The organism is Rhizobium sp. BK176 (assembly GCF_024808055.1).
On sequence record NZ_JANUBV010000025.1, the window covers coordinates 52,030 to 71,906 of the forward strand.

Consider the following 19,877-nt stretch of genomic DNA (forward strand, 5'->3'; position numbering starts at 1 on the left):
CGCTGGGAGTGGGTGCGCAGCCTTAGTTCTTGGATAGAGGTGGAGGAGCGGTCGATGGTATCGGTATCGCGAGAGAACTTTATTAAGTGGGCGCCCCTGCTGGTGCTCGTAGCCCTTGTGATCCTGTTCACAGCCATCAATCCAACGTTCTTTTCCGTCCGGAACTTTTCACGTATTGCCGTTGCGGCGGCCCCCGCGTTGATGGTCGCCGTCGGCGTTACGTTCATCATCGTTATGGGGTCGATAGACCTGTCCATGGAAGGAGCGGTGACACTCACCGCCGTGCTGTTCGCCTACATTTTCGCGGCCTTGGGTGGATCGCTCGCCGGACTTGGCTGGATTGCCATCCCATTGGCGCTGCTGATCGGCGGGCTGATTGGAATCGTGAACGGCCTCGTGCATGTACGCCTTCGAATACCGTCTTTCATGGCAAGTCTTGCCATGGGCTTTATAGGGACCGGTGCCGGCATCCTTCTGACCGGGGGCGATATAGTGAAGGTGTCCGATCCCATCTTCCGCGGTATGCTGACCGTTCGCTTCCTCGGCTTTCCGATCATGGTATACGTTGCGTTGCTCGGTCTTCTGGTAGCCTGGTTCATCGAGCGCTACACGATCCTCGGCCGAAACTTCTATGCGGTGGGCGGCGGCGAGGACCTTGCTCATGCTTCAGGCGTCAACGTGGGAAGGGTACGCATCCTGGGCTTTGGCTTGGCTGGGCTCTTTTACGCGTTGGCAGCGATCTTGGTCGTTGGCCGCATCGGTCAGGCGGAGTCGATCACGGGCGCTAACTTCATGTTCGTATCAATCACTTCGGTAGTGGTAGGCGGCGTCGCGCTGTGGGGCGGAATAGGCGGCGTCTGGAACGCGCTGGTTGGCGTTCTAATCGTCGGGGTGATCAACAACGGCATGGTCGTTATCGGGTTGCCCGATTTCATGCAGCAGGGCGTGCTGGGGGCTCTCGTCATCCTATCGGTCGTGCTTTCCACCGACCGCTACTCGATCTCCTTCGTGAAGTGAGGCTGTCATGTTTCAGTTGAAAGCAGTCGACAAGCGGTTTCCCGGCGTACATGCGCTCAAGGCCGTCAACTTCGAGATCGGGCGCGGCGAGATTGTCGGCCTCGTCGGCGAGAACGGCGCAGGCAAATCGAGCCTGATGAAGGTGATCTACGGCGCCTACCAACCCGACTCCGGCCACGTGACCATCAACGGCAAGGCGGTGCGGTTCGCCAACCCGCGCCAGGCCATGGAACACGGCATCGGCATGGTCTTCCAGGAACAGTCTCTCATCTCCAATCTGAGCGTGATGGAGAACATCTTCCTTGGCTACGAGGCGCAGTTCACAAGGGCGGGCGTGGTCAACTGGCGGGCGATGGCGGAAGCGGCGCGGTTTCAGCTGGCGAAAGTAAAACTAGATATCGATCCAGCGACCACGACGTCTAAGCTTTCGTTCGCGCAGCGACAGCTGGTCGAACTTGCAAAGGTACTGACGCTCGAGGAGCGCGTAAAGGGCGACCTCATCATCCTGCTCGACGAGCCGACTTCCGTACTGAGCCAGGAAGAGGTGAAGCTGCTCTTCAAGCTCGTACGCGAGCTGACCACACGCGCCTCCTTCATTTTCGTCTCCCATCGTATGGACGAAGTCATGGAGTTGAGTAACCGCGTCTACGTCATGAAGGACGGCCACGTTGTGGACGTGGTCAAGAGCGGCGACGCGGACGTAGACGCCATCCAGCACAAGATGGTCGGACGCAATATCGATCGCGAATACTATCGCGAGACAAAGCAGGTGCCGTACGACGCGTCAAAGGTCCTCGTTGAACTTGACAACGTTTCGCTGCCCGGAAAAGTCCGTGACGTATCGCTCAAGGTACACGCCGGCGAAGTCGTCTGCCTGGTCGGTACGGAGGGTTCGGGACGCGAAGGCATCATGAGGGCGATCTACGGGATGCTGTCTCCGACCAAGGGGCGGTTGAGAATCAAAGGAAAGTCGCCATCCCGATTCAACCCAATGCGCGCGGTCGCCATGGGCCTCGGTTACGTTCCGAGGGAGCGCAAGGTCGAGGGCATCGTCGCCGGGATGAACGTGTACGAGAACATGACTCTCTCGCAACTCGGACGCAGGTCCAACGCGGGCGTCATGAGGGTTGGGGAGGAGCGATCGCTTGCGCGCGACTGGATCCGGAAGCTGTCGATCAAGGCGCATTCCGAATATGCCGACTGCGGCAATCTATCGGGCGGGAACCAGCAGAAGGTGGTGCTGGCAAAGTGGAGGTCAGGCGGATCGGATATCATGCTGCTCGATCACCCCACGCGCGGGCTCGACATTGGCGCAAAGGAGGACGTGTACGAGATGGTCCGGGATATGTCATCCCAAGGCGTCGGTATCGTGCTCGTTGCAGACACTTTGGAGGAAGCAATCGGTCTTGCCCACACGATCGTCGTCATCAAGGACGGGCGCGTGACGAAGTCGTTCCCGTATCAGACAGATTCGAAGCCCTCGCTCTTCGACCTTCTGCATTACATGATCTGAGGTCTCGAAATGAACATGAACCGGCTAAAACCTCATCTCCCTTGGATTACGCTCGTGGCGCTTCTTGCGATCGTCGGGATACCAAACCCGGACTTCCTGAGACTCACGAACCTGCTGGAACTCGCGGGCGACATCGTGCCCCTGTTTATAATGGCGCTTGGACTGACCTTCGCGATCTACATCGGCGGGATTGACCTGTCGGCGCAATCGATGGCGAACATGGTAACCGTCATCGCCTCCGTCTACCTGGCAAGCCTTGGTGCATGGGTTGGCGTCCTCTGCATAGCCTGTGGGTTCGTGCTTGGCATGATTTCCGGGTATGCGACAACGCGCCTCTTCGTGCCATCGTTCATCAGCACCCTTGCAGTTGGTGGTCTCGCGTTCTCGGTAGCCCAGTGGCTGTCGGGTCAACGAGCGCTTAACATGGATGCGACGCAGCGAGACGAGACTTTCGGCTGGATGATCGGTCATGTCGGAATTGTTCCAAACGAGCTTTTCATAGCTGCTGGTCTCCTTCTGACCTGCCTGTTCATCGAGCGCCGCACGCGGCTTGGCCGGGTGTTCAAGGCAGTAGGGGCGGGTGAACCTGCTGCTGCGGCATCGGGCGTCGACGTTGGTTTCTACAAGATCCTCGCTTTTGCGATATCAGGGGGATTTGCAGCCATCGCAGGTCTGCTCTTTGCGGTGAAGCTGTCGGGAGGCGCGCCTACTATTGCCAACGGCTTCCTTCTCCCCGCGATCGTAGCGGTTCTGGTGGGCGGCACACCACTCACAGGCGGAGTCGGAGGCGTTCTCAACACGGCGATCGGCGCGATGATCGTTGCCGTAATTCGCTCCTCGATGCTCTACTTCGGCATCGAAGCCACGCAGCAGCAGATGGTCTTTGGCCTCGTTCTGATCATAGCGATTGCCCTGACGATCGACCGGTCCAAGCTGAAGACGGTGAAGTGAGATGGATGCGGGTGAAACCATGAGAGCCGCGGTTCTGGTCGAGCCTGGGCGCTTCGAACTGCGCGACGTGCCGGTTCCGCCAATCGGCCGCGAGGACGTTCTCGTCAAGGTCGCCCAGGTAGGGATATGCGGGACCGACATTCACATGTTCCACGGGCGTTACGCGGCCGAAGCCCTTCCGATGATCCCCGGACATGAGTTCTGCGGGTTCGTAGCGGAGAAAGGTGAGGGCGTCCGGAACTTGGAAATCGGCCAGTCAGTGGTTGCGGACATCAACATCGGCTGCGGGGCATGCTACTGGTGCCGTCGCAACGAAATCCTCAACTGTGCCGAAGTCGAGCAGATCGGGATAAGCCGAGATGGCGCCTTTGCAGAATACGTGGCAGTTCCGGCCAGGCTGGTAATCCCAGCACCTGAAGACGTACCGCCGGAAGCCCTTGCTCTCACCGAGCCCGTCGGGTGCGTCGTCAGAGCAGCCAAGAAAGCTGGCGTCGGCATCGGCGACTCCGTCGTAGTGCTCGGCGCGGGTCCTGTTGGGAATCTTCATGTCCAGATGATGCGGCTGGTTGGGGCCGCACCCATCGTTGTCTTCGATCTCTCGTCCGAACGTTGCGCGGCCGCGCTTGAGGCCGGCGCCGACGTCGCGATCTCAGACCCGGCACTCCTGAAGGGCGAAGTCTTTCGGGCGACCCGCGGCATCGGAGCCGACTTCGTCATCGAGAGTGTCGGCTTGCCCAAGCTCTACGAGCTCGCTTTCGACCTCATTCGAAAGGGCGGTCACGTGGCCTTCTTTGGCATCACCGGGCCTCAGGACAAAGTTGCTGTTCCAATTCTCACAACAGTGCTTGAGGAAAACGGCCTGAAGGGCTCGGTGGCGGCGATGGGAGAAGACATGCATCAGGCGCTAAAGCTGCTGGCAAGCGGACGTTTCGATCTGAGGCGCTTTACAGGCGCGGTATTTCCGATCGGCCAGATACAGGAAGCTTTCGAGAGCCTGCCGACAAGAATTCACGATCTTAAAACCCAGCTCCAAGTGGCATAAGTAACGTTCTGATAAATCTAGCTCGCCGTTAAGCGATGAAATAGACGATGGAGGAAATAATGGACCAGCTTGCACCAAGGCACCGCCTTCCGGCCGAACCAAAAGAATTCGGCTATTTCATCGATGGCCAATGGAAAGGCCGAGACGAGCGGTTCGAACGGGCCTCGCCCGGCCACGGCGTTCCCGTATCGCGTACCGTACGATGCACCGTCGAAGACCTGAACGATGCCGTTGCCGCGGCTCGGAGAGCTTTCGAAAACGGATCGTGGGCGGACATTTCCGGCGCTGAACGCGCTGGCGTCCTTCTTCGCGCAGCGGAAATCATGAAGCGGCGCCGCGAAGAGGTAGCGTACTGGGAGGTGCTGGAAAACGGCAAGCCTATCTCTCAGGCGCTTGGCGAAATCGATCACTGCATCGCATGCTTCGAGACGGGGGCAGGTGCCGCACGCGCGCTCCACGGAGACAGCTTCAACAATCTCGGAAAGAACCTGTTTGGGATGGTCTTGCGCGAGCCGATCGGTGTCGTGGGTCTTATAACGCCGTGGAACTTCCCCTTCCTGATCCTTTGCGAGCGCGTTCCGTTCATTCTTGCATCCGGCTGCACTCTTGTCGTGAAGCCCTCCGAGGTGACCAGCGTCACGACGCTTCTCCTTGCGGAGATCCTCGACGAGGCCGGGCTGCCGCGCGGCGCCTACAACGTCATCACGGGTTCGGGACGGACGATCGGTCAGGCGATGACGGAACACTCCGACATCGACATGATCTCTTTCACGGGGTCGACCACGGTCGGTCGTGCCTGCGTCCATGCGGCTGCAGACTCCAACTTCAAGAAGCTTGGTCTGGAACTTGGTGGCAAGAACCCGATCATCGTTTTTGCCGATGCAGATCTTGAATCTGCCGCCGACGCTGCTGCGTTCGGAATCTCTTTCAACACGGGCCAGTGCTGCGTCTCGTCCAGCCGGCTTATCGTGGAGGCCAAGGTCGCCCAGGAGTTTGAGGAACTGCTAGCCGCGAAGATGAAGAAGATCATTGTCGGCGATCCTCTGGATCCGGCCACGCAGGTTGGCGCGATCACCACTGAAGCGCAGAACAAGACGATCCTCGACTACATCGAAAAGGGAAGGTCCGCCGGCGCCAAGGTGTTGGTGGGAGGCGCGGTGTTCGACCATGAAGGCGGACAGTACATTCAGCCGACGCTATTCAGCGGCGTAAGCCGGGACATGCAGATTGCGACGGACGAAATTTTCGGGCCGGTGCTGTCCAGCTTTACCTTTGAAACTGTGGACGAGGCGGTTCAGATCGCCAACGACACGGTCTACGGATTGGCCGCAAGTCTTTGGACGTCGGACGTCAGCAAGGCGCTCAGTGTCACACGTCGCGTAAAGGCGGGCCGCTTCTGGGTCAATACCATCATGGCAGGCGGACCGGAGATGCCGCTCGGCGGCTTCAAGCAGTCCGGCTGGGGACGCGAGGCCGGGATCTACGGCGTCGAAGAGTACACGCAGATCAAATCCGTCCATGTCGACCTGGCAAAGCGCCAGCCCTGGATTTCATGATGGATAAGGTGTTCGATTACATCGTCGTCGGAGGCGGTTCGGCAGGCTGCGTTCTTGCGACCCGGCTTTCCGAAGATCCTTCGGCAACCGTGTGTTTGATCGAGGCGGGCGACCGTGACAAGAACCCGCTCATTCACATGCCGGTGGGCTTTGCGAAAATGACGACGGGACCCCTCACGTGGGGTCTCGAAACCGTACCGCAAAAACATGCGATGAATCGTGTCATACCCTACGCCCAGGCGAAGGTCTTGGGTGGAGGTTCGTCGATCAACGCGGAAGTCTACACTCGCGGCCATCCCTCAGACTACGACCGTTGGGAGCAGGAGGGGGCCGAGGGTTGGAACTTCAGCCAGATCCAAAAGTACTTTTTGAAGGCAGAAGGCAACGCCGTGTTCTCCGGTCCGCTCCACGGAGCAGATGGACCGCTGGGTGTATCGAACATCCCCGAACCGAATATCCTGACGAAGGCTTTCGCAAGAAGCTGCCAGGAGTATGGGATCCCCTATAACCCGGACTTCAATGGAGAGCGTCAGGATGGGTCGGGGATCTATCAGATAACAACCCGCAACAATCGTCGTTGCTCCGCCGCTGTCGGTTACCTCAAGCCAGTTCTTGATCGTACCAACCTCAAGCTCGTCACAAACGCCTTTGTCCTGCGAATTCTGTTTGAGGGAAGCCGCGCGGTAGGTATCGAATACCTGCTGAACGGCCGGACGCATGTTGCAAGAGCCAGTTCCGAGGTGATCCTGACCGCCGGAGCAATCGGTACCCCCAAGCTATTGATGCAATCCGGCGTGGGAGCGGCCGACCATCTGAGATCGGTAGGCGTCACTGTCGTCCATGATCTGCCCGGCGTGGGCCAGAATCTCAGCGACCACTTCGGGGTAGACATCGTCGCCGAGATCAAAACCCGTGACAGTCTGGACAAGTACAATGCTCTGCCGTGGATGATGTGGGCCGGCCTGCAGTACGCTCTCTTCAACTCCGGCCCGGTGACTTCAAATGTGGTCGAGGGCGGCGCCTTCTGGTTCGGCGACAAATCGGAGACGCGACCTGATCTGCAATTTCACTTCCTAGCGGGGGCCGGCGCCGAGGCCGGTGTTCCCTCGGTACCAAAGGGTTCGTCCGGCGTCACACTCAACAGCTACGTACTCCGGCCGAAATCCCGTGGCAGCGTAACCCTCCGATCTGCCGACCCTCGCGATCTACCGCTTGTCGATCCCAACTATCTTGCGGACCCTGAAGACCTTCGCATCGCAGTCGAGGGCGTGAAGATTAGTTGCGAGATCATGCGCCAGCCGTCGCTTCAAAAGTTCGTTAGGGTAGTGCGCTTCCCGGACGATAGCATCAAGACTCAGGCAGACTTCGAAAACTATACGCGGCGCTTCGGCCGTACTTCCTACCATCCCACATGCACTTGCAAGATGGGGGTAGATCAGATGTCCGTTGTCGATCCCAAGCTTCGCATCCACGGATTGGAGGGAATCCGTATCTGCGACAGCTCCGCTATGCCTTCTCTGGTGGGATCGAACACCAATGCGCCGACGATCATGATTGCGGAACGGGCTTCGGACTTGATACGCGGCAACCGATGAACTTCGTAGCCGGCGGCCCGTTGCCGCCGGCTACCTTACGCGCGACCACCTGCGCAATAACACCGACTCAGCACGCCAACGCCGGAGCGCGCTACGATGGACGTCCCATTATTTGGCGCGCACCCCTGTCCTCAATATCGTTTCCAGAGCCTAGACAAGTTCGATGTGTCTCACCGAGCAGCCCCGCGGCAGGCTTCGCACGCCGGGGGCGCGTTTCAGCCCGGATCAATCCCATTCCGGAGCCCAAGGAACCTTGGAACTGTCTACGCAGCGATAGTTCGTAGTCGTGAAGGCGTCGATACGCTTCATGTCAACGCTCGAAAGTACAAAGTCCATCACGTCGAAGTTCGCCTTTATGTTTTCAGGCTTGGTCGACATGGTGTTGATGGTGACGCCCTTCTGAAGGATCCACCGCAAGACTACCTGCGCCGCCGTCTTCCCGTATGTCTCGCCGATCTGTTCGAAGTCCGGATACCGAAAGACCGCCCCGCGCGCCACGGACGAAAAAGACGACAGCGGCACGCCGCTCTCGAACGAGGCTTCCAGAAGAACCGTCTGATCGAGTAGAGGGTGAAATTCCACCTGGTTGATCACGACTTCCCCGTCGAGCAGAGCCTGCGCCTCCTTCATCATCCGCGCAGTGAAGTTCGAAACGCCGATCGCCTCGGTCAAGCCTTCGCGTTTCGCCTCCCTCAAAAGCTCCAAGATCCCGCGATTGTCGCCGGACGTGTCGGGCCAGTGCAGGAGGAGCAGATCGACGCGGAACAGCCCGAGCTTTTCAAGGCTGCCCTCGACTGACTTGAGAAAGCGGTCTGATGAGTAGTTGTCGGGATGCACCTTCGTGGTGATGAATAGCTCTTCCCGCTTGATAGCATGCCTGGAGATCGCCGCTCCGACGTCGGCTTCGTTTTCGTACATCTGCGCCGTGTCGAAGGCGCGGTATCCTACGTTATAGGCTTCTCCGAAGGTGGAGATCAGCTCCTCGCCCTTCAATGGGAATGTCCCAAAAGCTCGTTCCAAACCCGGCCGAAAACAAATCGACATCTTCAATTCTCCTCCAACAGTTCTTGAATCGATCATTGCTCGCGCCCGTCCAGAAAAGTCGGAGAAACGCGTTGATTTTCAAACTTGCACTTACGATCCCGACCACCTATAACGCACTAACCAGTTACTTGCAACGGGCGGGAGGAATGTCCATGTCGAAGGTTAAGAGCGCGGCGGAAGTTGCGGCGCTGATCAGGAACGATGCGATCGTCGCGGTAAACTCTTCCAGCGGTCTCTGCTGCCCCGACGCGGTGCTTGCTGCGATTGGCGAAAGATACCGGGAAGAGGGCGCTCCGACGGGGCTGACGACCATTCATCCGATTGCTGCCGGAGACATGTTCGGTACGAAAGGTGTCGACCATCTGGCCCAGCCCGGCCTCATCAAGAGAATCATCGGCGGCTCCTATCCGTCAGGTCCGTCATCGGCCGAACCGCCGTTGATCTGGCAGATGCTTGGCCGTAACGAAATTGCTGCCTACAACGTGCCAAGCGGCGTCCTTTTCGACATTTTGAGGGAAGGTGCCGCTCTTCGTCCTGGCGTCCTGACGAAGGTCGGGATGGACACCTTTGTGGATCCCAGACAGGAAGGCTGTGCGATGAACGAAGCGGCGAAGCGCGATCCAATAGTCTTCCGTCAGACTTTCGCTGGCGACGACTGGCTCTTCTTCCCCTCGATAAAGCCTGACGTGGCGATCATCAGAGCCAGTACCGCGGACGAGCGCGGCAACCTCACCTTCGAACATGAGGGTGCCTACCTTGGGGCAATGGAGCTCGCCCTAGCAGGTCACAACAGGGGCGGCATCGTGATCGCGCAGGTCAAGCGCATAGCGCAGTCAGGAACTTTGAAACCTCACGACGTTCGCGTACCGGGCATTCTCGTCGACTACATCGTCGAGGCTCCCGATCAGCTTCAGACTACCGCGACGCCTTACGACCCGGCGATTTCCGGCGAGCTCTTCCGTCCGCTCGACAGCTTCCGGCTTCCGGAGTTCAACGTCGCCAAGGTCATAGCGCGTCGCGTCGCTCGCGAACTTCAGGCTGGATGGGCGGTCAATATCGGGTTCGGCATCTCAGCAAACGTTCCCAGGATCCTGCTGGAGGAAGGGCGCCACGGCGAGGTGACATGGGTAATCGAACAGGGTGCCGTCGGAGGCATTCCGTTGCTCGACTTCAAGTTTGGCTGCTCTTCGAATGCGGAAGCTTTTGTAGCATCTCCGCACCAATTCGCCTATTTCCAGGCTGCCGGCTTCGACTGCTCGCTTCTGTCCTTCCTACAGATAGACAAGGACGGGTCGGTCAACGTGTCCAAACTCTCAGCGCGACCGCATGTGACCGCAGGGGCAGGCGGCTTCGTCGATATCACCTCCCGCGCGCGCAAGATCGTGTTCTCTGGCTACTTCAACGCCGCGGCAAAGCTCTCCGTTTCGGACGGCAAGCTCGTGATCGAACGTGAGGGGAAGGTCGCGAAGATCGTTGGGAAGGTGGAGCAGGTGTCGTTCTCCGGTACACGCGCCATAGCGCAGGGTCAGGACGTCACATACGTAACGGAGCGTTGCGTCATGAAGCTGACGCCGGACGGGCTGATGGTCACGGAGGTCGCGCCGGGCGTCGACCTCTACCGTCATATCCTCGATCAGGCGCAGACGCCGCTGCTGGTCTCGCCAAATTTAAAGGCGATGGACTCCGAGCTATTCCAGCCCGGACCGGACCATGAGGAACAAAACAAGCGTGACGCGGCATGAGCGACGATGGTTCCAGGGTCGTTCTGTCCTTCGAGGACGACGTTGCGGTTCTGACGCTTCGGCACAAGGAGAGCCTTAACGCCGTCGACGCCGACGCCATCGAGCAGATATACGATGCCTGCCGGACGATCGAAGGTCGTCCGGCAGTACGTGCAGCCATCGTTACAGGCGATGGGGAGAAGGTCTTCTCGGCCGGTGGCGACATCAAGGCGTGGGGTTCTCTGACGCCGCAGCAGTTCGGACGCGACTGGATTCGCCGGGGGCATGATGCGTTCGACGCCGTCGCACGCCTGCGGGTGCCAGTCATAGCCGTGCTCAATGGGCATGCTTTTGGCGGCGGCCTCGAACTCGCGGCTGCCGCTGATCTTCGCATTGCCGAGGAGCAGGTGAAGCTAGGCCTGCCCGAGGCAGGCATCGGCGTCATACCTGGCTGGTCTGGCACCCAGAGAACTGTTCGGCGATTTGGATCGTCCGTGGTGCGTCGCATGGCGCTCTTTGGCGAAATCTTCGACGCTGCGAAGGCACTTGAAGCGGGACTTGTCGAGTTCGTGGTGCCTCGAGGCAAAGGCCGCGACACGGCCGCAGGACTCATCGCGAACCTTCGCTCGCGAGCGCCGCTTGCAACCGAGATTGTCAAGATGATGATCAACGTTGCGGAGGAGGAGGAAGGCTCGCGCGTGCTTGATACGGTGGCTGCCATGTCGATCGCGTCCACGCAAGATCTTGCAGAAGGCGTGGCGGCGTTCAGGGAAAAACGTAAGCCTGAATTCAAGGGACGGTGATATGCAGGCAGATAAACAGGCATTTCTCACCTCGTTGTTCGACGCCGCGATCGCTGCCGCCGATCCTGAACGGTCGCTGCTGGAATTCATGCCCGAAAAGCCGAAGGGAAGAACCGTCGTTATCGGGGCGGGCAAGGGTGCCGCCCAGCTCGCCGGGGCTTTCGAGGAAAACTGGGACGGTCCGCTGGAGGGCGTCGTGGTGACGCGCTACGGGTATGCGGTTCCATGCCAGCGAATCAAAGTTCTGGAGGCGTCGCATCCCCTGCCTGACGCTTCAGGCATCGAGGCAGCGGCTCAGCTTTTTCAGGCCGTCGCGAACCTCTCAGAAGACGATCTGGTGGTCGCCCTTATCTGCGGCGGCGGTTCGGCACTTCTGCCTGCGCCTCCCAATGGTTTCGAGCTGCAGGACGAGATCGCCCTAAATGAGGCCTTGCTGGCTTCAGGCGCGCCAATTTCGGTGATGAACAGTATTCGCAAGCACTTCTCCCGTATCAAGGGAGGAAGGCTTGCATTGGCCGCGGCACCAGCCAAGGTCGTAACGCTCGTGGTATCGGACGTACCAGGCGACGTGCCAGCTCAGGTCGCTTCCGGCCCAACGATTCCGGATTGTTCGACGCGTGCCGACGCGCTGGCGGCGATCGAGCGCCACGCCTTGAAGCTACCCGACCGGATGATGCGTCATTTTTTAAGCGGGGAAGCCAACGCACCGGCACCGGACGCCCCGAGCTTTCAAGGCAACGAAGTCCACGTCATCGCGTCCGCAGGTCGCTCGCTCGAAGCCGCATCGCGCGTGTGCGAGCAGCATCGGATTCCAGCCGTGATATTGTCTGATGCGTTGGAAGGGGAAGCACGAGAGGCCGGGAAGTTCCACGCCGCGATCGCAAAGGAAGTTGTAAGCCGGAGCCGGCCGTTTGCGCGTCCTGTAGTTCTTCTTTCTGGTGGCGAAACGACGGTCACCATGCGCGGCAGCGGTAAAGGCGGGAGAAACAGCGAATTTCTACTATCATTCGCGATTGAGATCGATGGCACCACAGACGTCCACGCCATTGCGGCCGACACCGATGGGATCGACGGCAGCGAGGATAACGCCGGCGCCTTCGCAGACGGCGCTACAATATCTGAAATCAGACGAGCAGGGAAGGATGCCGCGGCGCTACTGGCCAACAATGATGCCTGGACGGCCTTTTCGCTTTCCGGAGGGCTCTTCGTGCCCGGCCCCACCGGCACGAATGTAAACGATTTCCGGGCAATCCTAATAGAGTAAAACTAGAAAGCCGCGCGCAGCGATCCAGTGAAGCGCTCGGACTGTAAGCGCGAACCGCGGCATGCGTAGAATTCGAGAGTGAGCGTTTGCCGGGCCGCGTCCGCGCCCGCGTATCTTTGCGAATATGTGACAATGTAACTTATGTCCTGGGAGGCCGCACTATGCCGGCCTCCCAGTCTTCCAATTAGCCCGCCGGTATCGGTGCGTCTTCACGAAGAAGCCCCTGAGCCTTAAGGTCGCTCCAGAATTCGGCCGGGATATCGTGGCTGAACCAATCGATGTTTTTCTGGAGCTGCTCCACTGTCCGGGTTCCCGCTATGAAAGAGGGAATAGCCGGGTGGGATACGACAAACTGCATGGCGGCCGCCGGGAGGGGAACTGCATGGTCCCTGCAGACGGCCTCGATACGTCTGACCTTATCCAGGATTTCGGCCGGCGCGGGGCTGTAGTTGTATTTGGCTCCCTCGACGGCGCCGGTAGCGAGGATGCCGGAATTGAACCCGCCCCCGATCACGACCGCGGCGCCCCGTTCGACGCAGAGTGGCAGGAACTTGTCGAGCGATTCCTGCTCCAGAAGAGTGTAGCGGCCGGCGAGCAGGAAGCAGTCAAAGTCGCGCTGCAGGAGCGCGTCGTGGCAGACCTCCCACTCGTTCACCCCGACGCCGATCGCCTGCACGAGGCCTTCGTCGCGAAGTTTTGAAAGCGCCTTCCAGGTGCCGCCCATGGCGGCTTTGAAAACCTCCGGCTGCTCGGAACCGCGCGTGAAGACGTCTATGTCGTGAATGAAGCAGATATCGATCTTCTCGAGCGCCAGCCGCTGAAGCGAATCTTCGAAGGAACGCATGGTCCCGTCGTAGGTGTAGTCGAACTCCATCACGTTCGCGGCCGCGTTGTTCCATGGGGAGAAGTCGATATTTTTCCGTCGACCTGGTTTTAGAAGACGGCCCACCTTCGTAGACAGCACAAAGTCGTCTCGCTCTTTCCAGCGGAGAGAGTGGCCTGTACGGAGTTCTGAGAGCCCGTGACCGTACATCGGCGCCGTATCATAGTATCTGACGCCGGCGTCCCACGACGCCTGGACCATCGCGTCAGACGTCCCTTCGTCGATCGGGTAGGAGAAGTTGCCTATGGGGGCGGTACCGAACCCGAAGGCGGTTACTTCCAGCTCGACGCGGCCAAACTTTCTTTTATCAGACGGTTTCATGACTTCCTCCTTGCCAATGCACCATGTAGTTAGTTACATTGCAGATCATGGAGCTTGTGGCAAGTCCTTTGGGAGGAGGCGTTCGTCGATAGGGAGGAAGACGTTTGAAGTCTGCGGTTGCACGCTGAGCATTGGGGCTGGGAGAACAAGGCTTTCGCAGCCCCCGCGGGCTGTTTCGGAATGCTGCAACTATCCTACCGAAAACGCAGCGCTCGCCTTCCTGCTACGGGACGCGTGCATGTGCGTAAGCGCATGTGCGAGTAAGTCCCTGTAACTGCTCGTAAAGTTTAGCAATCTTCGTCGCGCCGGGTTGACACTTAAGCATGATCGTCGCTAGAAACGCACTAACTAGATACATACTTGGAGCGCTGAAGGCGGCTCACGGGAGGAGACTACGATGAAGGTTTATGGGGTAGAACACATCGGCTTCACGGTTCCGAACCTGGACGACGCCGTGAAGTTCTTCGAGTCGGTGTTCGGGGCGGTGACGGCGCTGGAGACCGGAAAGATCGATGGCGACGACGAGTTCATGCGTCGGAGGCTCGGAGTTCCTGGTCATTGCCGGATCGAGAACATCAAAGTTCTCCGTCTCGGCAACGGCAGCAACATCGAGCTCTTTGAATACTCAGGCGAAGCTGAAAATCTGGAACTAAAGCGCAACAGCGAGGTGGGCGGGTTCCACATCGCGCTCCAGGTGGATGACGCGGTTGCAGCGGCGCAACGTCTGCGGGATGGCGGCGTCGATGTTCTCGATGGTCCGACCTACGTCGAAACCGGGCCGATGGAGGGTCTGACGTGGCTTTATCTCCGCTCTCCCTGGGGGCAGTTCCTCGAACTTGTCAGCATGAATGGTCCGCTGGGATGCGCCAGGGACGGCGTCCAGCAGCTATGGTCGCCGCTAGATTGAGCCTGCGAAGCCGGCCCTCCTGGGTCGGTGAAGGAGAGGTTCGGAGGTCGCGGATGATCAAGTCATGCGGAACTGGGAGGTCTACTATGGCGATTGAAATTGTGTTTTCAGCCAAGAACAAAGCAGAGCTTCAGCATGTCGAGTTGCCTCCGCTGGGCCAACACGAGGTGAGGGGGCGTACTGTCGTCACGCTCATTAGCCCTGGCACGGAGATCGCGTGGCTTTCCGGAGAAAGCTTTCCTATCCGACCCGGCTACGCCGCGATCTTCGTTGCAGAAGAGACAGGGCCCTTAGTGAGTGGTATCGACGCGGGCGAGCATCTGTTCTGCATGGGTCCGCATAGAAGCATGCAGCAGGTGGATTACCGGCATGCTTTGAAGGTCCCTCAGAAGTTGACGCCGGAGGTCGCGGTTCTTGCGCGGCTGGCCGGCGTATCAATGACGACCTTGATGTCCACCAAGGCTCGGCCCGGCGACCTCGTCATAATAGCAGGTGCAGGTCCCGTAGGACTGCTTGCGTCCCAACTTTTCCATCTGTCCGGGTACGAAGTCTGCGTGGTCGACCCAGACCCGGTGCGATGCAGCCAGGTAATGGCTGCCGGGGTTACCCGCGTCTATTCAGACATGCCGTTCGCGGAACTCGATATCGCAGGAAGAGCCGCGCTCGTGGTCGACTGCTCGGGCCATGAAGAGGCGGTTCTTCAGGGATGCAGGATCGTTCGGCCCCATGGCGAGGTGGTCTTGGTCGGCGTGCCGTGGCGACGCCGCACCGAACTGCATGCGCACGACGTGCTGCACGCCGTATTCAATAACTTCGTGCACCTCCGGAGCGGCTGGGAATGGGAACTGCCCGTGCTGTCACGAAACTTCAAGTGGGAGCAGCTTTTGGAGGGGTATAACAACCAGCCGCAAAGTGTCTTCTCTGGCTTTGAAAAGATCATGCGCTGGCTCGCCGAGGGGCGCATCTGGACGGAAGGCCTGATTAGGAACGTACCGTCCGCTGATGCCTCCAGGGCGTACCAGAACCTCGTCGCGAGGGAGTTCGACGAACCCTTCTGCGTGTTGTCCTGGAGTGACGCCCGAGCCAACCACTGAAAGCTGCCGTCGCATTGACCGCATGCCACTTCTTTGTTGACCAGTAACTAACCAGTTACGTAATTAAAGGTGCTAGAATGCTGCTCACTGAGATTCATGAACAGGTGCGAGAGACTGCCCGACAGTTTGCCGACGACGTAATTAGGCCCGTTGCGCACAAGCTGGACGAAGAGGAACGATTCCCGACGGAGATCTACGAGCAGATGGGCCAGCTAGGCCTGTTCGGCATTGGAGTTCCCGAGGAGATGGGCGGGCCGGGCTTTGACACGCTCGCGTACTCCGTTGTCATGGAGGAACTATCGCGCGGCTACGCGTCGATCGCAGATCAATGCGGCCTCGTCGAGCTAATCACCACCTTGCTGGTGCGGCACGGAACGAAGCAGCAGCGCGAACAGCTTCTCGGCGACGTCATGGCGATGAAGAGCAAGGTCGCATACTGCCTCACGGAGCCGGAAGCAGGGAGCGATCTGTCCGGCCTTCGCACCTCGGCAGAGCGCGATGGCACTGGCTGGAAGCTCAACGGCGGAAAGATCTGGATTCACAACGCGCCAGTCGCGGACTACGGCTTCGTTCTTGCGCGAACGGACAAGACCGCGGGGCACCGCGGGATGAGCATCTTCATCGTCGATCTGAATCAGGCAGGCGTCGAGCGCGGGCCGAAGGAACACAAGATGGGGCAGCGCGCGAGTCAGGTCGGCGCGCTGACGTTCAACAACGTCTCGCTTCCTGCAGAGGCGCTCCTCGGCGAAGAGGGACGTGGCTTCCATATGATGATGAGCGTACTCGACAAGGGACGCGTCGGCATTGCTTCACTTGCCGTCGGCATCGGTCAGGCAGGTCTCGAGGCCGCACTCGAATACGCGGTGCAGCGCAAGCAGTTCAACTCAGCGATCGCTGAGTTCCAAGGCGTCCAATGGATGCTAGCCGACATGGCCAAAGACGTGGAGGCGGCTCGTCTTCTCGTTCGGAGTGCTGCAAGCAAGATCGATCGCGGCGAAGACGCGACTAAGGCATGCTCGATGGCAAAATGCTTCGCCGGCGACATGGCGGTCGCCCGCACGGCGGACGCCGTTCAGATATTTGGAGGCAGCGGATACATCCGCGGCTTCGAGGTCGAGCGCCTCTATCGTGATGCGAAGATCACCCAGATCTACGAAGGTACAAACCAGATCCAGCGCATGATCATCGCCCGCCAGCTTATCAAGAATGGAGCGCAGTCATGAGCTCTGGAGCTAAACAGGCCGCACTCATTACGGGTTCCAGCAGAGGGATCGGGCTTGCGATCGCACAGGCATTGGCCCACCGTGGATTCAACATTGCCTTGAACGGATTCAGCGACAGCGAAGAGCTTGACCTTGCCGTAGCGTCGTTACGCAAGAAGGGCGTGATCGCTATCAAGGTGCCGGCCGATGTCAGCGTTCTTGCCAAGCATGAAATCATGCTCGACGCTGCCGAAGCAGCCTGCGGCCCGTTGACAACGCTCGTCAACAACGCCGGAGTTTCCGTTCTCCAACGCGGCGATCTCCTGGACGTGTCGGAAGAAAGCTACGACCGCTGCATGGCCGTAAACACGAAGGCGCACTTTTTCCTGACGCAGGCGTTCGCCCGCCGGCTGGTTGCGCGCGAAAGGTCACCCGACCTCTACTACAGCGTGGTGAACGTCACATCATCGAACGCCGTTGCCGCATCCGTTCTGCGCGGCGAGTATTGCGCCTCCAAGGCCGCGGCAGCAATGATCTCAAAGGTCTTTGCCGCGCGTCTGGCGAAAGACAACATCGCAGTCTTCGATGTGCAGCCCGGCTTGATCGAGACCGACATGACAGCGGCAGTCAAGGACACCTACAAGCGGCGCGCGGAGGAAGGCCTCACTCTCTTCCCCAGGATCGGGCAGCCGGACGAGATGGGCAGGATCGTACAGACGCTCGCCACGGGCGGGCTTCCCTATATGACAGGCCAGACGCTATCGGCGGACGGCGGCCTGCTGGTTCCACGTTTCTAAGAGGTTATGAGCATGCGTATAGCACTTCCCGACAGCCGCGGACGGACGGAGAACTACGAACTCTTAGCTCGGCCCATTCCAGCCGCCGACTTCTCCCGTGACTTCAACAGGCGCGTGTTTTCCGCGGCGCATGTCGTTGCCGACCCCTTCACGGAAACGAATCCAGGAACGTCTGCCGTCGTCGACTGGGATGCGACCCTAAAATTCCGCCGCCACCTGCACGATCTCGGTCTCGGCATTGCTGAAGCGATGGACACTGCTCAAAGAGGCATGGGCCTCGATTGGGAAGGCGCCCTCGAGCTTGTTCGGCGTACGAAGTCGGAATTGCCGGACGCGCTCGTCTTTAGCGGCGCAGGAACGGATCATCTCGATCCGAAAGACCTGCGTTCGCTGGACGACGTGGATCGCGCGTATGCCATGCAGATCGAAGCCATCCAGCGGACCGGCAGCGACGTCATCCTGATGGCCAGCCGAGCGCTCACTGCAAGTGCCAGCAGCCCGAAGGACTATGTTTCGGCATACGGCAAGGCGTTGTCCCTTTGCGATCGGCCGGTAATCCTTCACTGGCTTGGCGACATGTTCGATCCAGCTCTCGCCGGCTACTGGGGTGGCAAGGATTTCGAGACGGCCATGCAGACGTGCCTCGAAATCATCTCTGCCAACGAGGCGAAGGTCGACGGTATAAAGATCTCGCTCCTTGATAAGGACAAGGAGATCCAGATGCGACGCCTCCTCCCGTCCGGCGTAAAGATGTACACCGGGGACGACTTCAATTATCCGGAACTTATCGCGGGCGACGACGTCGGATATTCACATGCGCTGCTTGGCATTTTCGATCCGCTCGCAGGCGCCGCTGCTTTCGCGATGTCACAGCTCGCGGCCGGCGACAAAGAAGGATTCCACAGAACGCTCGATCCCACAGTGACTCTTGCTCGGACGATCTTCCGCCGCCCGACCCAGTACTACAAGACCGGCGTGGTCTTCCTTGCTTGGTTGAATGGCTTCCAGGATCACTTCGTAATGCTGAACGGTCACCATGCGATGCGACCGCTCCCGTATTTCTCCGAGGTCTTCCGAATTGCCGACCAGTGCGGCGTCCTTCGAGATCCGGACTTGGCCGTCCACCGCTTCAAGCAGTTGCTGGCGCTGTACGGGGTAGACGGCAATGCGTGACTTCTCGAACGATCATTCGGCCCTGGCTTTGAACACCGCGACGCTCGGCCACAACGTCGAGGGCTTCGGCGCGGGCTGGACTCCGGAGCAGGTTATCGACGGCTGCGCGGCCAGAGGGTACGGCGGCGTCGTGTTCTGGCGACGCGAGATCGGAGAAAATTCGGTTGCAATCGGAGAAAGGGCAAAGGCTGCGGGATTGAAGGTAGCCGGCTTGTGCCGGTCGCCATTTCTAGTTGGGCCGCTCGCTGCTAGGGGCAAGGAAGCTATTCTCGATGATTTTTTCGCGTCGATCGACATGGCTGCGGGTCTCGACGCGCCTGTTCTTACGATTGTAGTGGGAGGCGTCGAGCCGGGCAGCAAGGGAATGCATGACAGTCTCGCTCTTGTTGCCGAACGCGTAGCGGCTGCTTGTGAATACGCTGCGCAGGCCGGTGTGAACCTTGCCTTGGAGCCTCTCCACCCGGTCTACGGCGGCGACCGCTCTTGCTTGGTAACTGTTCGTGACGCCGTGGATTTATGCGAGCGGATCGGCGCTGATAACCTCGGAATCGCAGTCGACGTATATCACGTCTGGTGGGACACGGAGCTTTCGATCCAGCTCCGCCGCGCAGGAGCGAAGCGCATCCACGGTTTTCATCTGTGCGATTGGCTTGCGGAAACCAAGGATGTGTTGTTCGATCGAGGCATGATGGGAGACGGCGTGGCTGATATCCGCGGCATCCGTGGCTCGGTCGAGGACGCAGGATACGACGGCTTGTGCGAGGTTGAGTTGTTCTCGAAGGAAAACTGGTGGAAACGCGACCCGAACGAGGTCCTTGATGTACTTGTCGAACGCTTTCGTACCGTCTGCTGAGGAGCGCAATATGAAAATTCTCGTCCCCGTGAAGCGGGTGGTTGACTACAACGTGAAGATCCGCGTGAAGCCGGATGGCACAGGCGTCGAGCTTTCGAATGTGAAGATGTCGATGAACCCGTTCGACGAGATCTCGGTGGA

Annotated in this window: 17 protein-coding genes and 1 pseudogene; 16 read left to right on the forward strand and 2 right to left on the reverse strand. The window is 59.3% G+C overall.

Features of this window, described 5'->3' with window-relative positions; translation table 11 throughout:
* Positions 1-54: 54 nt before the first annotated feature.
* The 6 genes from FHT76_RS35910 to FHT76_RS35935 are packed head-to-tail and all read left to right on the forward strand — an operon-like array spanning position 55 to position 7,674.
* On the forward strand, positions 55-1,017 hold the full coding sequence (locus FHT76_RS35910) for an ABC transporter permease (RefSeq protein ID WP_259186432.1): 963 nt from the start codon (positions 55-57) through the stop codon (positions 1,015-1,017).
* 7 nt (positions 1,018-1,024) lie between these two features.
* On the forward strand, positions 1,025-2,530 hold the full coding sequence (locus FHT76_RS35915; protein WP_183864801.1) for a sugar ABC transporter ATP-binding protein: 1,506 nt from the start codon (positions 1,025-1,027) through the stop codon (positions 2,528-2,530).
* A gap of 15 nt (positions 2,531-2,545) precedes the next feature.
* On the forward strand, positions 2,546-3,481 hold the full coding sequence (locus FHT76_RS35920) for an ABC transporter permease (RefSeq protein WP_246712807.1): 936 nt from the start codon (positions 2,546-2,548) through the stop codon (positions 3,479-3,481).
* Positions 3,482-3,500: 19 nt separating this feature from the next.
* Positions 3,501-4,523 (forward strand): zinc-binding dehydrogenase, encoded by a 1,023-nt coding sequence (locus FHT76_RS35925; protein WP_259131994.1) that lies wholly within the window; start codon positions 3,501-3,503, stop codon positions 4,521-4,523.
* 59 nt (positions 4,524-4,582) lie between these two features.
* A complete protein-coding gene (locus FHT76_RS35930; protein ID WP_183864804.1) occupies positions 4,583-6,079 on the forward strand; it encodes an aldehyde dehydrogenase family protein in 1,497 nt (498 codons plus the stop codon).
* The gene (locus FHT76_RS35935) at positions 6,079-7,674 is read left to right on the forward strand and encodes a GMC family oxidoreductase (RefSeq protein ID WP_259186448.1); all 1,596 of its coding nucleotides are present in this window, start codon (positions 6,079-6,081) and stop codon (positions 7,672-7,674) included. Before FHT76_RS35930 ends, FHT76_RS35935 begins: the two co-directional genes overlap by 1 nt.
* A 225-nt stretch (positions 7,675-7,899) precedes the next feature.
* Here FHT76_RS35935 and FHT76_RS35940 read toward each other — a convergent pair whose 3' ends face one another.
* Entirely contained in the window at positions 7,900-8,718 is an 819-nt protein-coding gene (locus FHT76_RS35940; RefSeq protein WP_183864805.1) for an aldo/keto reductase, read from the reverse strand.
* A gap of 152 nt (positions 8,719-8,870) precedes the next feature.
* On the opposite strand from FHT76_RS35940, the gene FHT76_RS35945 reads away from it, so the two are divergent.
* Genes FHT76_RS35945 through FHT76_RS35955 form a run of 3 tightly spaced genes read left to right on the forward strand, consistent with a single transcriptional unit; the run spans position 8,871 to position 12,506 of the window.
* Positions 8,871-10,460, forward strand: coding sequence for an acyl CoA:acetate/3-ketoacid CoA transferase (locus FHT76_RS35945; RefSeq protein WP_259186436.1), 1,590 nt, complete (start codon positions 8,871-8,873; stop codon positions 10,458-10,460).
* On the forward strand, positions 10,457-11,242 hold the full coding sequence (locus FHT76_RS35950) for an enoyl-CoA hydratase/isomerase family protein (protein WP_183864807.1): 786 nt from the start codon (positions 10,457-10,459) through the stop codon (positions 11,240-11,242). The genes FHT76_RS35945 and FHT76_RS35950 overlap by 4 nt, the downstream gene beginning before the upstream one ends.
* A gap of 1 nt (position 11,243) precedes the next feature.
* On the forward strand, positions 11,244-12,506 hold the full coding sequence (locus FHT76_RS35955; protein WP_183864808.1) for a glycerate kinase: 1,263 nt from the start codon (positions 11,244-11,246) through the stop codon (positions 12,504-12,506).
* Positions 12,507-12,690: 184 nt separating this feature from the next.
* Here the strand turns inward: FHT76_RS35955 and FHT76_RS35960 are convergent, their stop codons facing one another.
* On the reverse strand, positions 12,691-13,710 hold the full coding sequence (locus FHT76_RS35960; protein WP_183864809.1) for an aldo/keto reductase: 1,020 nt from the start codon (positions 13,708-13,710) through the stop codon (positions 12,691-12,693).
* A gap of 397 nt (positions 13,711-14,107) precedes the next feature.
* Here FHT76_RS35960 and FHT76_RS35965 point away from each other — a divergent pair, with 397 nt between their 5' ends.
* The 7 genes and pseudogenes from FHT76_RS35965 to FHT76_RS35995 all read left to right on the forward strand — a co-directional run.
* Complete coding sequence (locus tag FHT76_RS35965) at positions 14,108-14,617, forward strand: VOC family protein (protein ID WP_183864810.1); 510 nt, start codon at positions 14,108-14,110, stop codon at positions 14,615-14,617.
* An 86-nt stretch (positions 14,618-14,703) separates the two neighbouring features.
* A complete protein-coding gene (locus FHT76_RS35970) occupies positions 14,704-15,711 on the forward strand; it encodes a zinc-binding alcohol dehydrogenase (RefSeq protein WP_259186438.1) in 1,008 nt (335 codons plus the stop codon).
* 77 nt (positions 15,712-15,788) lie between these two features.
* Complete coding sequence (locus FHT76_RS35975) at positions 15,789-16,934, forward strand: acyl-CoA dehydrogenase family protein (protein ID WP_183864812.1); 1,146 nt, start codon at positions 15,789-15,791, stop codon at positions 16,932-16,934.
* Positions 16,931-17,710: a 3-ketoacyl-ACP reductase gene (locus FHT76_RS35980; protein WP_183864813.1), complete on the forward strand. Its 780-nt coding sequence runs from the start codon at positions 16,931-16,933 to the stop codon at positions 17,708-17,710. Before FHT76_RS35975 ends, FHT76_RS35980 begins: the two co-directional genes overlap by 4 nt.
* A 12-nt stretch (positions 17,711-17,722) precedes the next feature.
* The gene (locus tag FHT76_RS35985) at positions 17,723-18,883 is read left to right on the forward strand and encodes a dihydrodipicolinate synthase family protein (protein ID WP_259186439.1); all 1,161 of its coding nucleotides are present in this window, start codon (positions 17,723-17,725) and stop codon (positions 18,881-18,883) included.
* Positions 18,876-19,736 (forward strand): sugar phosphate isomerase/epimerase, encoded by an 861-nt coding sequence (locus FHT76_RS35990; protein WP_259186441.1) that lies wholly within the window; start codon positions 18,876-18,878, stop codon positions 19,734-19,736. Before FHT76_RS35985 ends, FHT76_RS35990 begins: the two co-directional genes overlap by 8 nt.
* 10 nt (positions 19,737-19,746) lie before the next feature.
* Positions 19,747-19,877 (forward strand): annotated as a pseudogene (locus tag FHT76_RS35995) (electron transfer flavoprotein subunit beta/FixA family protein); the annotation flags it as partial.

Excerpts from the sequence above, each read along its gene's own strand:
- FHT76_RS35910 (WP_259186432.1), top strand. The coding sequence starts at position 55 with ATGGTATCGGTATCGCGAGAGAACTTTATTAAGTGGGCGCCCCTGCTG.
- FHT76_RS35915 (WP_183864801.1), top strand. The coding sequence starts at position 1,025 with ATGTTTCAGTTGAAAGCAGTCGACAAGCGGTTTCCCGGCGTACATGCG.
- FHT76_RS35920 (WP_246712807.1), top strand. The coding sequence starts at position 2,546 with ATGAACCGGCTAAAACCTCATCTCCCTTGGATTACGCTCGTGGCGCTT.
- FHT76_RS35925 (WP_259131994.1), top strand. The coding sequence starts at position 3,501 with ATGAGAGCCGCGGTTCTGGTCGAGCCTGGGCGCTTCGAACTGCGCGAC.
- FHT76_RS35930 (WP_183864804.1), top strand. The coding sequence starts at position 4,583 with ATGGACCAGCTTGCACCAAGGCACCGCCTTCCGGCCGAACCAAAAGAA.
- FHT76_RS35935 (WP_259186448.1), top strand. The coding sequence starts at position 6,079 with ATGGATAAGGTGTTCGATTACATCGTCGTCGGAGGCGGTTCGGCAGGC.
- FHT76_RS35940 (WP_183864805.1), bottom strand. The coding sequence starts at position 8,718 with ATGTCGATTTGTTTTCGGCCGGGTTTGGAACGAGCTTTTGGGACATTC.
- FHT76_RS35945 (WP_259186436.1), top strand. The coding sequence starts at position 8,871 with ATGTCGAAGGTTAAGAGCGCGGCGGAAGTTGCGGCGCTGATCAGGAAC.
- FHT76_RS35950 (WP_183864807.1), top strand. The coding sequence starts at position 10,457 with ATGAGCGACGATGGTTCCAGGGTCGTTCTGTCCTTCGAGGACGACGTT.
- FHT76_RS35955 (WP_183864808.1), top strand. The coding sequence starts at position 11,244 with ATGCAGGCAGATAAACAGGCATTTCTCACCTCGTTGTTCGACGCCGCG.
- FHT76_RS35960 (WP_183864809.1), bottom strand. The coding sequence starts at position 13,710 with ATGAAACCGTCTGATAAAAGAAAGTTTGGCCGCGTCGAGCTGGAAGTA.
- FHT76_RS35965 (WP_183864810.1), top strand. The coding sequence starts at position 14,108 with ATGAAGGTTTATGGGGTAGAACACATCGGCTTCACGGTTCCGAACCTG.
- FHT76_RS35970 (WP_259186438.1), top strand. The coding sequence starts at position 14,704 with ATGGCGATTGAAATTGTGTTTTCAGCCAAGAACAAAGCAGAGCTTCAG.
- FHT76_RS35975 (WP_183864812.1), top strand. The coding sequence starts at position 15,789 with ATGCTGCTCACTGAGATTCATGAACAGGTGCGAGAGACTGCCCGACAG.
- FHT76_RS35980 (WP_183864813.1), top strand. The coding sequence starts at position 16,931 with ATGAGCTCTGGAGCTAAACAGGCCGCACTCATTACGGGTTCCAGCAGA.
- FHT76_RS35985 (WP_259186439.1), top strand. The coding sequence starts at position 17,723 with ATGCGTATAGCACTTCCCGACAGCCGCGGACGGACGGAGAACTACGAA.
- FHT76_RS35990 (WP_259186441.1), top strand. The coding sequence starts at position 18,876 with ATGCGTGACTTCTCGAACGATCATTCGGCCCTGGCTTTGAACACCGCG.